The organism is Paenibacillus sp. GCM10027626 (assembly GCF_042676285.1).
Taxonomy (GTDB): Bacteria; Bacillota; Bacilli; order Paenibacillales; family Paenibacillaceae; genus Paenibacillus_Z.
In genome coordinates this window covers 1-12,787 of the sequence record NZ_JBHTHC010000027.1, presented here as the reverse complement: position 1 = coordinate 12,787, position 12,787 = coordinate 1, and the positions used below count along the sequence as shown (strand labels likewise).

Below are 12,787 nucleotides of genomic sequence, written 5' to 3'. Positions count from 1 at the left end.
GGTTGATCGCATTGAAGCACATGCCTGAAATCGGACGTATCGTCAAAGTGCTGCGTGGCAAGGATCGTGAAAGCTATGCCGTTATTATCGGCATTGTTGATGAGCGATTTGTCCTGATCGCTGACGGCGACAAGCGGCGCTTCGATGAGCCGAAGAAGAAGAACGTGATGCATCTTCTGATGGAGTCGGCGGTCAGCCGCGAAGTGGCTGACAGTATAAAGGAGACCGGCCGGGTCACCAATGCTAAACTTCGTTTTTCAATTCAGAAGTATGCGCCAGGGAAAGGAGAATGACTGTGGCCAAAGAAGACGTTATCGAGGTCGAAGGTACGGTAATAGAGCCGTTGCCCAATGCAGTGTTCAAGGTGGAACTGGAGAACGGACATCAAATTATGGCTCACGTATCCGGCAAGCTCAGAATGCACTTTATTCGTATTCTGACTGGGGATAAAGTGGTCGTACAGTTGTCGCCTTATGATTTAACTAAAGGACGCATTACCTATCGGAAGTAGACCTTCCTAAAAGCTGGTCTTCTGACGAAGAACTCGGGAGGTAATCACAATGAAGGTCAGACCTTCTGTTAAGCCAATTTGCGAAAAATGCAAAGTCATTCGCCGCAAAGGCAACGTTATGGTGATTTGTGAAAATCCGAAACACAAACAAAAACAAGGATAAGGAGGGACAGCGTTAGATGGCACGTATAGCTGGTGTAGACTTGCCGCGCGACAAGCGCGTAGTGATCGCTTTGACGTACATTTTCGGAATCGGTAAAACAACGTCCGAGAAAATCTTGAGCGCTACAGGGATTAATGAAAATACCCGCGTTCGCGATTTGACGGAGGACGAAGTTAGCCAATTGCGCGAGTCGATCGACAAAACGGTTAAAGTTGAAGGCGACCTTCGTCGCGAGATTTCGCTTAACATTAAGCGTCTGATTGAGATCGGCTGCTATCGGGGCGTTCGTCACCGCCGCGGCTTGCCGGTTCGCGGTCAACGGACCAAAACAAATGCTCGTACTCGTAAAGGTCCTCGCCGGACTGTAGCGAATAAGAAGAAGTAATAAGGAGGGATAACTGAAATGGCTAAACCGAAAAAAGTGGTTCGTACAAAACGTCGTGACCGCAAAAATATTGAGTCGGGCGTAGCACACATTCGCTCGACATTCAACAACACGATCGTAACGATCACCGATCCGCACGGCAATGCAATCTCCTGGGCAAGCTCAGGTAACCTTGGTTTCAAAGGTTCCCGCAAAAGCACGCCGTTCGCAGCGCAAATGGCTGCTGAATCCGCAGCAAAAGCGGCTATGGAACATGGCATGAAAGCCGTTGAGGTAATGGTTAAAGGCCCTGGCGCTGGCCGTGAAGCGGCAATCCGCTCACTGCAAGCAGCTGGTCTTGAAGTTAACCTCATTAAGGACGTAACACCAGTTCCGCATAACGGATGCCGTCCGCCGAAACGTCGTCGCGTATAGTCTGTGCATGTGGTATCAAATGTCAACAACTTGTGAATAATGGTTGTGAAGGTTTGCCATACTACATGATTTGACTACAAGAGCGATCATGGAACGGAGCGACGTTTTTGAAGGAGGGTACTAATAGTGATTGAGATCGAAAAGCCGAAAATCGAAACCGTTGAGTTGAACGAGGATGGCACATACGGACGCTTCGTAGTCGAGCCGCTGGAACGCGGCTACGGCACGACGCTCGGAAATTCGCTTCGCCGAATTTTGTTGTCGTCGTTGCCAGGTGCAGCGGTAACCTCGGTTCAAATCGACGGTGTGCTGCATGAGTTTTCCACGGTTCCGGGAGTGATGGAGGACGTAACCGAGATCATTCTCAACCTGAAGAGTCTTTCTCTCAAAATCCATTCCGATGAGGAAAAAGTGTTGGAAATTGACGCGGAAGGCGAAGGCAACGTTACGGCGGGCGATATTCGCGCGGACAGCGATGTCGAAATATTGAGCCCTGATCTTCATATCGCGACCCTGGCTTCCGGTGCGCGGCTCCATATGCGGGTATTTGCAAATCGCGGACGCGGATATGTACAAGCGGATCGCAATAAGCGGGAAGATCAGCCGATCGGTGTCATTCCGGTCGATTCGATCTATACGCCGATAACACGTGTGAATTATAGCGTTGAAAATACCCGTGTCGGTCAAGTGACCAACTACGACAAACTTACACTTGAAGTTTGGACCGATGGCAGCATTCGGCCGGAAGAGGCAGTCAGTCTCGGGGCCAAAATTTTGACCGAACATCTGGATCTGTTCGTCGGTTTGACCGATGAAGCTAAAGATGCCGAAATCATGGTCGAGAAGGAAGAAGACAAGAAAGAAAAAGTGCTCGAGATGACAATCGAGGAACTGGATCTTTCCGTACGTTCGTACAACTGCCTAAAACGTGCAGGGATCAATACGGTTCAAGAGCTGATCACGAAAACAGAAGAAGATATGATGAAGGTGCGTAACCTTGGTCGCAAATCTTTGGAAGAAGTACAAGAGAAGCTCGAAGAATTGGGTCTTGGTCTCCGCATGGATGAATAGCAGCAAGAGACTTAGAGACTTCGTAAGGGAGGGGAAAAACAATGGGATACTCTAAACTAGGCCGTGACGCAAGCTCGCGTAAAGCATTGTTCCGCGATCTCGTTACTGACTTGTTCTTGTATGAGCGTATTCAAACGACGGAAGCGAAAGCGAAAGAGCTTCGCCCGATCGCTGAAAAACTCATCACCCTGGCAAAGCGTGGCGACCTTCATGCTCGTCGTCAGGCTGCAGCTTTTGTCCGCCGCGAGTCGATCGAAGGCGGTCAGGATGCAATCCAAAAGCTGTTCTCTGATCTGGCTACCCGCTACTCGGAGCGTCCAGGCGGTTACACACGGATTCTGAAGCTGGGACCACGCCGCGGTGACGCAGCGCCTATGGTATATTTGGAACTGGTGGATCGTGCAGAGCAGGCGTAAACAAGCAGAAAGGGTGGACCTAACGGCCACCTTTTTTTGTTGGGTGTGTAGCGGCTGCACGAAGGAGGGTGCATGATGAATAATATTCGGATGATTGTCAGCTATGATGGAACGGACTATAGCGGCTTTCAATCGCAGCCAAGCGGAAATACGATTCAGGATGTGCTCGAAGCGGCGATCAGAAGCTTGACGAAGGAAGACGGGCTTAGGATCATCGGCTCTGGACGTACGGATGCAGGCGTCCATGCTCAGGGACAGGTATTTAATTTTCATACAGAATCGCGAATCCCTGTCGAACGCTGGACATTGGCGATTAATGCCCGATTGCCTGACGATATCGTTGTACTGCAGGCTGACCTGATGCCGCCGGAGTTTCATGCCCGGCATTCGGCATTAAGTAAAACGTATCGTTATGTCATTGATACAAGTCAGTTTCCGGATGTTTTTCAACGGCGATATGCACTTCATCATTATGCGCCTTTAGACGTGCAGGCTATGCGTGAAGGGTTGCAGGAGCTTGTGGGCGAACATGATTTCACTTCATTTGCCTCTCCGCAATCCACACAGCCCAGCCATGTGAGAACAATCTACAATATTGCACTTCTTGAATCCCCAAACAAGTTGGAGCTGTACGTTACCGGCAGCGGCTTCTTGTACAATATGGTGCGAATTATTGCCGGGACGGCCGTATGGATTGGCGAAGGAAAGCTGAGCCCAGGTGATATTCCGGCTATTTTGGCGGCGCGTGACCGCACACTGGCGGGGCCTACTGCAATGGCTCATGGCTTAACGTTATGGCAGGTCGAATACCCGGAATTTTAACAGTCTTTTACGGCATAAAATAAGGGATTTGATGCATGAAATGACTTGCACATGGGCGCCCGATATAGTAGAATATAACTTGTGCTTTCTAAGTGGCTCTCCCACAGCCCCGACTTAGTTTGCCAATAGAAGTATAATTATTGACATTGAATGAAACCGATGAAACGGGTAACGTTTCTTTATACATGAGAACGTTTATGACATGAGACATGTGAACGGTTGTTACATGAATAAGGAGGATCATCCATGCGCACCACCTATATGGCTAAGCCAAATGAAGTAGAACGCAAATGGTACGTCATCGATGCGGAAGGTAAGACGCTTGGTCGTCTGGCAAGTGAAGCTGCTAGCTTGATTCGCGGCAAGCATAAGCCAGAATTTACACCGCATGTTGACACTGGCGATTTCGTTATCGTCATCAATGCAGAGAAAATCGTTCTGACCGGCAAAAAACTGCAAAACAAAATGTATTACCGTCACTCGCTGTATTCCGGCGGCCTGAAAGCGACATCCGCTGCCGACATGATTAAGAACAAACCGGAAAGAGTTCTGGAATCCGCTATTCACGGCATGCTGCCGAAGAATCGCCTTGGCGAAAAAATGAAGCTGAAGCTGAAAGTTTACGCTGGTTCGGAACACCCACATCAAGCTCAAAACCCTGAAGTTTACGAACTTCGCGGATAATTAAAAGGGAGGACAGTTTCATGGCTCAAGTTCAATACTATGGAACCGGTCGTCGTAAACACTCCGTAGCACGTGTACGCCTTGTGCCGGGTGAAGGACGAATCATTATTAATAAACGTGACCTTAATGACTATTTTGGTCTCGAAACTTTGAAGCTGATCGTAAAACAACCGCTTGCTTTGACTGAAACGGGAAGCAAATATGACGTTCTCGTTCTTGCTCATGGCGGCGGCATGTCCGGTCAAGCAGGAGCAATCCGTCACGGTATCTCTCGTGCACTGTTGAAAGCTGACCCTGAGTTCCGTCCAGCTCTGAAGCGTGCAGGCTTCTTGACTCGTGACCCGCGTATGAAAGAACGTAAAAAGTACGGCTTGAAAGCAGCTCGTCGTGCTCCTCAGTTCTCGAAACGTTAATATCTTTTTGGATACAAGACCTTCTCTGTTTGTCAGAGAAGGTCTTTTTTGCATATTCTAAATTAGATGATTGAACAAAAGCCCGAGAAGACGTATAATTCAAAGTAGATCGACTTACTTGGAATTAAAAAGATGGAGGGTAACGATGAATTTATTTGAGAAGGAAGCCTTGGCTAAATTAAAGGCAGAACAGTTGGAGCAAGCCTCAGCTGAGGAAGTGCTGCAATATGCAGTAGAGACGTTTCCTAAAATAACGTTAGCTTGCAGTTTCGGAGCAGAAGATGTCGTCTTGGTCGATATGCTGCAAAAAATTAGCCCGAAAACGGATATCTTTTATCTTGATACTGATTTCCATTTCAAAGAAACGTATGAGACGCGTGATCGCTTAGCTGACCGTTACGGCTTGAAATTTGTTCGGGCGGCGCCCGAGCTTACACCAGAAGAGCAGGCAGAGAAGTTCGGCCCGGAACTGTGGAAGAGCAATGCCAATGAATGCTGCAATATCCGTAAAGTAGGACCTCTTACTACGATTTTAACCAAGTATGATGCTTGGATTACTGGTATTCGTCGCGACCAAGCACCGACAAGAGCAAATGCGAAAAAAGTGGAGTATGATGCGAAGTTCGGCTTAATGAAGTTTAATCCGCTTGCGAGCTGGACAAATGAAGACGTGTGGGCTTATATTCGTACTAATGATGTCATTTATAATCCCTTGCATGACCGCAATTATCCAAGTATCGGCTGTGAATATTGTACGCGTCAGGTTATGCCAGGGGAAGATCCAAGAGCCGGACGCTGGTCGGGCCAAGAGAAGACAGAATGCGGGCTGCATAAATAGGAGGAGCTATAATGAGCGCAATAGAGCCACATGGCGGCAGTTTAGTAAACAGATTGGCAGGGGGCGACGTGCGTGCCGCGCTGCTTGAAGAGGCAGCTGCATTGCCTGCTATTACAATAAATACATGGACGATATCCGATCTGGATTTGATTGCTGTCGGGGCATTTTCACCGCTGGAAGGCTTCATGACGGAGGCTGATTATGTTTCGGTAGTCGACCGCATGCGCCTGGCCGACGGCACCGTGTGGAGCATTCCCATTACGCTGGCAGTAGAACCTGTTACGGCTACCGGTTTGTCCATCGGAGAGCGCGCGTCATTGCGCGGCGAGGATGGCGTTATTTACGGCATTATTGATGTAGCAAGCATTTATGAAGTTGATCAAGAGTATGAGGCTGTGCAGGTGTTTAAAACGAACGATCGTGAGCATCCGGGTGTTGCCAAGCTGCTGGACCGTCCTTCTACTTATGTTGGCGGCCCTGTAACGGTGCTGAATCGCCCCGTGCCTGAGAAGTTTAACGAGTTTTATTATGACCCGGCCGAGACGCGCAGGCTGTTCGCTGAGAAGGGCTGGAGGACTATAGTCGGCTTCCAGACGCGCAATCCGGTTCACCGCGCTCATGAATATATACAGAAATGCGCAATGGAAATTGTAGATGCGTTATTTTTGAATCCATTAGTCGGGGAGACAAAATCAGATGATGTCCCTGCTAGTGTCCGGATGAAAAGTTATATTGCCTTGCTCGAAAATTATTACCCGCAGGATCGCGTGTTTTTAGGGGTTTTCCCGGCGGCAATGCGCTATGCGGGCCCGCGTGAAGCGATTTTTCATGCGATCGTGCGCAAAAACTACGGTTGTACCCATTTTATCGTTGGGCGCGACCATGCAGGCGTAGGCGATTATTACGGAACTTACGAAGCGCAGGATCTGCTCAAATCGATACCGCCGGCAGATCTGGGCATTACGCCGCTCTATTTCGAACATAGCTTCTACTGCACAAAATGCGGAAACATGGCTTCAAGCAAGACATGTCCGCATGATAAAGAGGCGCATCTAACGCTTTCCGGAACGAAAGTGCGTGCCTTGCTGCGCGATGGCATATGTCCGCCGCCGGAGTTTTCCCGGCCTGAGGTTGCCCAAATATTGATTGAAGGCATGACCAAACAGGAGCAGCCAGTAAATTAGCTTTTGGCTGTAACGCTTTTGCATAACTGACCACCTCGTCCCATATGATGATAATAAGCGCAGGACTGCTGATCCTGTTTGCAGCTATCATGCTATAGGATTGGGGTGGTTTTTTGGATGAGGCAAGGACGGAGAAAACGGATCGTTTTATGGTTAACCTACCGCGGGGTACTGCGCATAGGACTAATTGCAACAGGAATCTTGTTAGCGGTTGTATTGTTGACACTGGAAGTCCCATCGACGAAAACCTGGACATACTGGACGCTGCCATTGTCAGGCAAAACGATTGCCATCGACGCCGGTCACGGCGGCGCAGACGGCGGGGCGGTAAGTAAGAAGGGGGCGGTAGAGAAAGATCTGAATTTGGCCATCGCTTTGCAGCTCCGGGATTATTTGCAGCAAGCGGGAGCGGTAGTTGTCATGACGCGCGAGGGAGACTATGATCTGGCGCAGGAGGGGACGAAAAAGATAGGAAAGCGGAAAACGGAGGATCTGCTGCAGCGCGTTAAATTCGTGAAGGAGCGGCAGGCAAATCTGTTTATCAGTATCCATATGAACAGCATTCCGTCACCGCGCTGGTATGGCGCCCAGACCTTTTACTATCCGAATCACCCGGACAATCCTTTGCTAGCCTCATTGATTCAGGATGAAATTAGACGGAACTTGCAAAATACCGAGCGGGTTGCGGCGAAAAAAGAAGGCGTTTATGTATTGAAAGCGATTGAAGATATACCGACCACTTTGGTTGAAGTCGGCTTTTTATCGCACCCCGAAGAAGCAAGACGGTTAATCGATGCCGATTATCAGAAAAAAGTAGCCGCCTCGATTTATCAGGGCATTTTGCGGTACTGCTCGGGAGAAAAGCTTGGATCAGGAGCGAAACAAAGTGTGAAATAATCGCTGTTTTCTTGGATACGGGGACAACTATTGGTATACTAGAGGGTGAACAAACGAAAGCTGACCGTACTCAGCTATTATGTTTATAAAGGGAGACGAACGCCGATGTTAACCCGCGAGGAGGCTATTGCAGCTATAGAAGCCGTAGTGGCCAAGTATAGAAAACCGGATGCTGCTATTGCATTCCGTGATGTTGTAGTTCGAGATCGTCAAGTTTCCATGACAGTAACAGGCGTGCAGGAAAGCGAGCAGGCCGTGCTGGAGAGCGCTCTGCGTTCTTCCTTGGCTCAGCATGGCGTAGAAGATGTCCATTGCCGCTTTCGTCCGGCTGAGCCGGCAGCGGCCAGTGGACAGGCCGACAAGGGCCAGAAGAAGCAAGGCGCTTCTGCTGCCGCGGGGGCGATCCGCGGTCATGGAGCCGGTATGGAGAATAATCCGATGCTGCAAGCCGACAGCGGTGTACAGTATATTGCAGTTGCCAGCGGCAAAGGCGGAGTAGGCAAATCGACCGTTACCGTCAATTTGGCCGTTGCATTGGCGCGCAAGGGCAAACGGGTAGCAATTATCGATGCCGACATTTACGGCTTTAGTGTGCCGGATATGATGGGTATTGAAGAACGGCCGAATGTAGAAAACCAGCGCGTCATTCCGATTGAGCGGTTTGGCGTTAAAGTAATGTCGATGGGCTTTTTTGTTGAGGACAATGCGCCAATCGTATGGCGCGGCCCGATGCTCGGCAAAATGCTGCGCAATTTTTTCGCCGAAATTGAATGGGGCGAGCTCGACTATGTCTTGTTGGATTTGCCTCCGGGTACAGGCGATGTCGCTCTCGATGTCCATCAATTAATACCGCAAAGTAAAGAGATCATCGTAACAACACCTCATGCGACGGCTGCGTTTGTGGCGGCGCGAGCAGGTGCGATGGCGATCAAAACCGAGCATGAAATTCTCGGTGTCATTGAAAATATGGCGTATTATCAATGCGGAAAATGCGGTGAGCCGGAATATATCTTTGGACGTGGCGGCGGCGCACGCCTGGCGGAAACGCTTAACGCCCCGTTATTAGCCCAGATTCCGCTGGGAGCGCCGGACAACCACCCGGCAGAGCCGGATTTTTCGCCATCTGTTTATAAAGCGGACACGGAAATCGGCCAAATCTATTTGGATGTAGCAGAGCAAATTTTGTCCAAATGTGAAAATGCGAAGGTAAACTCATAATGAAAAATAAACCCGCTTATTAGCGCTGCCCCGTTGCGGGAATAAGGCTAAATAGCGGGTTGTTTTATAATTTATGAACAAGGCAGTCTAAGAACTGCTCTCACCTTCACCTTCACCCTCACCTGATTTTTTTTCGCCTTGCTGTCCTCCCTCACCGCCGCCTTCTTTCTTTTTACTTACTTTTTCGTCCGGCTTAGGCTGCAGCTCCTCTTTTACCGCTTTTTTGAGCAGGTCCAAAATTTCAAGCCGGTATATCGGGCTTTGCATAGCTTCCTGCATGACGGTGGAGATTTGTTTACGATACTGCGTACTGCCTAAAACATCGAGAATCATTTTGTCCATTTCCGGATTTTTCATGACTTTAATGAGATCTTGCTGATAAGTAGGGTCCTTCATTAGATCCTTATGAAGCTGTTTGTTTTCTTTAGTCACAGCCTTGGCAAATTCTCCGGCGAAGCGGGGATCGGTCATGAGCTTCTCAATGACTTTGTGGTAGTCGGGCGAGATCAATGTTTCTTTTACGGCCATACGAACCTGTTCCTTGTCTTGAACAGACATCATGCGTGAACTTAAGCCGCCGCCGCCTGACTGTTGAGATTCCTGTAATGCTTTTTGGGCGTCTTCCGTTTTTAAAATGTCGATAACCATCGATTTCATGTCTTTATAGCTAAGTGTAGCAGTTGAGCTTCCAGAAGATTCTGATCCGCAGCTCGAAAGCAGCAGCATAAGCATGGCAAGAGTCAAAGGGAATATCAGACGTTTGAGCATGAGCAGTTGCTTCTCCTTTCGCGGCAAATAAAGTATCTGTATTATGCTTCAATGTTCATCGGATTATCATGGACGGCAAGTAGATTTTTGTAGGGAACGTGGTAAAATAAAGGGGATTATGCCTGAGGCAAAAAAATTTGGGAGTGACCTTGGTGAATATACGCAAAATAGTTTTCTTATTTTGGAGTACAATGGCCGTAGGGGCTGTTGTAACCGTAATTGTAGGTTCCGTCATGCAGTGGAGCGATCCGTCTTTTGGTTTTATGGGGCTGGAGGCTGCCGGCTTTAATGCGCTTATGATGGCGATCGTCGGGTTAATGTTCGGAGTATTTAGCCAGATGGGATTTTTCGCCTACCTGGTTTTAAATTATATTGCGCTAAGTGTGTTCCGTAAAAAATATTTATGGAATGCGCTCCAGGCGTACTCCACTGTATTTGCAATCGGCGCTTTAGGATATATGCTGTATCAAAACCGCGAAGCGCTTGGGAACAATTGGCTGTTTTGGGTGCTGCCGCTTGTGCTGACGCTCGCTTCTTGGCTCGTCGCTTACGTGAAAGTGAAGCAGACGAATAATACGGCGTTTATTCCCACTTTGTTTTTAATGTACGTGGTCACGATGCTGGAATGCTGGCCGAGCCTGAACGGTGAAAATAATCCGACTGCGATTGTATTTATGATGATTCCCATTTTTATTTGCAATGCTTATCAAATTATGTGGCTCCACCGCTTGGTGCGCAAAGAAACGACCGATTCCGCAGTTGACGCGAAACCGGCCGTTGAATAATGATATTAAAATCCAGCCGCCGCTGCTTCTAATTGTTGGAACGAGGCGGTTTTGTCTTGTACAGTCTTTCCTTGTACTTCCGTTTGGGCAATGAGCTCCGATACAGAAACAAATTCATAACCTTTGGCGCGAAGCTGATCAATAATGGCGGGAAGAGCTTCGATCGTGTGCTTGGGTGTATCGCTGGCATGCATAAGAACAATATCGCCCGGATGCGCCTTTTCGACAACGCGGTTAACAATTTTCTCGGTTCCGCCATTCATCCAGTCAAGCGAATCCGTATCCCATTGAATGACTTTGTAATTGAGCTCTTCGGCGATTCGCAGCACGCGCTTGTCAAAATCGCCATTGGGGAGCCGGATCAAGTTTGGCGATTTCCCGGTTGTTTGCGATAAAATAGAATGAGCGGTCTTAATCTGCTTGCGAATTTCCTCATCGCTGAGCGTACTGTAGTTATCGTGTTTATAGCCGTGGCTGCCGATTTCAAAGCCGTTTTCGACTATTTTTTTGGCGATTTCAGGATGGGCTTGGCTCCAAACGGCCGATAAGAAAAAGGTTGATTTGTTTACATTTTTCTCTTTGAGCACTTCCATAATAGGAATAGCTCGTTTTTCTCCCCAACTAATGTCAAAGGTTAAGGCGATGACTTTTTTGTCTGTTGGGATGCTGTAAATCGCTGCAGGCTGTTGAGGGGCAAATACGGTAATATTGTCTTTCTCAGCATAGATTACCCCAGCAGCAAATAGAATGCCGACGCATAGAAGGAAATAGCGCTTCACCTTGCGGCCATTGATGACATAGAACATGTTGTTCATTGGGCCTAGCTCTCCTCTCTCATAAGGGCTTGTATTAGTACAATCTATGCTCGTACAATCGACTTATTCATCAAACTATGAAATAAAAGGATTTGGCGGGGTGAAAATGATGTTGGCTTTGTTTTCTTGGCGAGAAATATACGGTCATTTGAAATCGATGAAGTCTTACCTGATCTTTAGCACGATATTGTTTTTGGCCGGAATTATAATTGGCGGCGGAAGCCCTGCTTTTCGATCATTTTTAATGGGACAAATCGAAGGTTTGAAGCAAATGGCGGAAACAATTGATTCGAGCAGCAACCCAACGATTACGTTAATGCTGTTTATTTTTTTCAATAATGCGATCAAAGCTATTCTGGTTATGTATTTGGGCGCGTTATTTGGCGTCATTCCCATCTTGTTTTTGGCGATTAACGGCATGCTTGTCGGATTTGTAATTCGCGCCGCGGCGGAGCAGGGAGGGGAATACCTCTTTACTGCCATCTTTAAAGGCCTGCTTCCCCATGGCATATTGGAAATTCCGGCAATCTTGGTCGCCTGTGCTTATGGACTTTATTTCGGGAAGCTGATGTTTCAAGGGGTAGGCGCTTTGGCCGGTCGTCAAGCAGGCTGGGGCAAACGATTGGAGCAGTTTGTTATGCGGACCATACCAGTGATGGTAGTGCTCGTCGTTGTATTGCTCCTTGCAGCGGTTATTGAGAGTACATTTACGGCATGGCTGATGTCATAAGCGGCTGTTGAATAGCCTTATTTAAAATTAAATTTCTCAGTAATAAATTTTCCATTATTTGAACATAACATTAAAGCGACGTTCAATGTGAATAACGCATGCGTCGCTTTTTTGCATCCAATACAGCTAATGGGGAACAAAAGCGATGAAATTTAAGGAGGCATTCTCAGACGATGCTAGGGATCTTATTTAACGATAAAGAATGCAGGGAGCTTGACTATATACTTCGTAAAGAATTGGATGAGATGCAGCTTGATTTGAATGACAGCCGCTTGGATGGAGAAATAAAAAATGCGATTGTTAGCCGTTATCGCGTTATTTTTCGGATGTATGCCAGGCTTGCCTCGCCAAAAGATCTGTCCCGCTATGCTTTAAACCGGCGGAAATACCGCTAAAATCAAGGGAAACACAATCTTTGAAAAAGTTTTTTTAAAAAAGGTATTGCATTCTGCCTATGTCCTGTGGTATCTTATAAAAGTCGCCGCTGAGAACAACGGCAACACGAAAGAAAAGAAGATTTGTTCCTTGAAAACTGAACAATGAGCAAAACTGTCAATTCGCAAGAAAACAAGTAATGAGCTAACAAGCTTATTCATGAATAGAAGTTTTCGGACTTCAACTTTTATGGAGAGTTTGATCCTGGCTCAGGACGAACGCTGGCGGCGTGCCTAAT

Annotated in this window: 19 protein-coding genes; 17 read left to right on the top strand and 2 right to left on the bottom strand. The window is 47.8% G+C overall.

What is annotated here, in order from left to right:
• Positions 1-20: 20 nt before the first annotated feature.
• The 14 genes from ACFQ0N_RS32865 to ACFQ0N_RS32800 all read left to right on the top strand — a co-directional run bounded on the left by ACFQ0N_RS32865 (position 21) and on the right by ACFQ0N_RS32800 (position 9,016).
• Complete coding sequence (locus ACFQ0N_RS32865; RefSeq protein ID WP_379334432.1) at positions 21-293, top strand: hypothetical protein; 273 nt, start codon at positions 21-23, stop codon at positions 291-293.
• A gap of 2 nt (positions 294-295) precedes the next feature.
• The gene (infA, locus tag ACFQ0N_RS32860) at positions 296-511 is read left to right on the top strand and encodes a translation initiation factor IF-1 (RefSeq protein ID WP_379334344.1); all 216 of its coding nucleotides are present in this window, start codon (positions 296-298) and stop codon (positions 509-511) included.
• Between the two features lie 49 nt (positions 512-560).
• Entirely contained in the window at positions 561-674 is a 114-nt protein-coding gene (rpmJ, locus tag ACFQ0N_RS32855; RefSeq protein WP_003333770.1) for a 50S ribosomal protein L36, read from the top strand.
• Positions 675-690: 16 nt separating this feature from the next.
• Positions 691-1,059 carry a 30S ribosomal protein S13 gene (gene rpsM, locus ACFQ0N_RS32850; RefSeq protein ID WP_379334343.1) on the top strand — a complete coding sequence of 123 codons (369 nt, stop codon included), beginning with the start codon at positions 691-693 and terminating at the stop codon, positions 1,057-1,059.
• Positions 1,060-1,077: 18 nt separating this feature from the next.
• The gene (rpsK, locus tag ACFQ0N_RS32845; RefSeq protein ID WP_148933645.1) at positions 1,078-1,473 is read left to right on the top strand and encodes a 30S ribosomal protein S11; all 396 of its coding nucleotides are present in this window, start codon (positions 1,078-1,080) and stop codon (positions 1,471-1,473) included.
• Positions 1,474-1,599: 126 nt separating this feature from the next.
• Positions 1,600-2,544 (top strand): DNA-directed RNA polymerase subunit alpha, encoded by a 945-nt coding sequence (locus ACFQ0N_RS32840; RefSeq protein ID WP_379334342.1) that lies wholly within the window; start codon positions 1,600-1,602, stop codon positions 2,542-2,544.
• A gap of 41 nt (positions 2,545-2,585) precedes the next feature.
• Positions 2,586-2,960 (top strand): 50S ribosomal protein L17, encoded by a 375-nt coding sequence (gene rplQ / locus ACFQ0N_RS32835; protein WP_379334341.1) that lies wholly within the window; start codon positions 2,586-2,588, stop codon positions 2,958-2,960.
• 75 nt (positions 2,961-3,035) lie between these two features.
• The gene (truA, locus tag ACFQ0N_RS32830) at positions 3,036-3,782 is read left to right on the top strand and encodes a tRNA pseudouridine(38-40) synthase TruA (RefSeq protein ID WP_379334340.1); all 747 of its coding nucleotides are present in this window, start codon (positions 3,036-3,038) and stop codon (positions 3,780-3,782) included.
• Between the two features lie 246 nt (positions 3,783-4,028).
• Entirely contained in the window at positions 4,029-4,466 is a 438-nt protein-coding gene (rplM, locus tag ACFQ0N_RS32825) for a 50S ribosomal protein L13 (RefSeq protein ID WP_379334339.1), read from the top strand.
• Between the two features lie 20 nt (positions 4,467-4,486).
• On the top strand, positions 4,487-4,879 hold the full coding sequence (gene rpsI, locus ACFQ0N_RS32820; RefSeq protein WP_379334338.1) for a 30S ribosomal protein S9: 393 nt from the start codon (positions 4,487-4,489) through the stop codon (positions 4,877-4,879).
• A 145-nt stretch (positions 4,880-5,024) separates the two neighbouring features.
• A complete protein-coding gene (locus ACFQ0N_RS32815) occupies positions 5,025-5,717 on the top strand; it encodes a phosphoadenylyl-sulfate reductase (RefSeq protein WP_379334337.1) in 693 nt (230 codons plus the stop codon).
• An 11-nt stretch (positions 5,718-5,728) separates the two neighbouring features.
• Positions 5,729-6,901: a sulfate adenylyltransferase gene (sat, locus tag ACFQ0N_RS32810; RefSeq protein WP_379334336.1), complete on the top strand. Its 1,173-nt coding sequence runs from the start codon at positions 5,729-5,731 to the stop codon at positions 6,899-6,901.
• Positions 6,902-7,018: 117 nt separating this feature from the next.
• The gene (gene cwlD / locus ACFQ0N_RS32805) at positions 7,019-7,798 is read left to right on the top strand and encodes an N-acetylmuramoyl-L-alanine amidase CwlD (RefSeq protein ID WP_379334335.1); all 780 of its coding nucleotides are present in this window, start codon (positions 7,019-7,021) and stop codon (positions 7,796-7,798) included.
• Between the two features lie 105 nt (positions 7,799-7,903).
• Entirely contained in the window at positions 7,904-9,016 is a 1,113-nt protein-coding gene (locus ACFQ0N_RS32800) for an Mrp/NBP35 family ATP-binding protein (RefSeq protein ID WP_379334431.1), read from the top strand.
• Positions 9,017-9,103: 87 nt separating this feature from the next.
• Here the strand turns inward: ACFQ0N_RS32800 and gerD are convergent, their stop codons facing one another.
• Complete coding sequence (gerD, locus tag ACFQ0N_RS32795) at positions 9,104-9,784, bottom strand: spore germination lipoprotein GerD (RefSeq protein WP_379334334.1); 681 nt, start codon at positions 9,782-9,784, stop codon at positions 9,104-9,106.
• A gap of 152 nt (positions 9,785-9,936) precedes the next feature.
• On the opposite strand from gerD, the gene ACFQ0N_RS32790 reads away from it, so the two are divergent.
• Positions 9,937-10,569 (top strand): KinB-signaling pathway activation protein, encoded by a 633-nt coding sequence (locus ACFQ0N_RS32790; protein WP_379334333.1) that lies wholly within the window; start codon positions 9,937-9,939, stop codon positions 10,567-10,569.
• 5 nt (positions 10,570-10,574) lie between these two features.
• Here the strand turns inward: ACFQ0N_RS32790 and pdaB are convergent, their stop codons facing one another.
• Positions 10,575-11,384, bottom strand: coding sequence for a polysaccharide deacetylase family sporulation protein PdaB (pdaB, locus tag ACFQ0N_RS32785; RefSeq protein ID WP_379334332.1), 810 nt, complete (start codon positions 11,382-11,384; stop codon positions 10,575-10,577).
• Positions 11,385-11,490: 106 nt separating this feature from the next.
• Between pdaB and ACFQ0N_RS32780 the strand changes: the two genes are divergently transcribed.
• Positions 11,491-12,114, top strand: a complete 624-nt coding sequence (locus ACFQ0N_RS32780; protein ID WP_379334430.1) for a stage II sporulation protein M — start codon at positions 11,491-11,493, stop codon at positions 12,112-12,114.
• Positions 12,115-12,287: 173 nt separating this feature from the next.
• Positions 12,288-12,509 (top strand): hypothetical protein, encoded by a 222-nt coding sequence (locus ACFQ0N_RS32775; protein WP_379334331.1) that lies wholly within the window; start codon positions 12,288-12,290, stop codon positions 12,507-12,509.
• Positions 12,510-12,787: the final 278 nt, after the last annotated feature.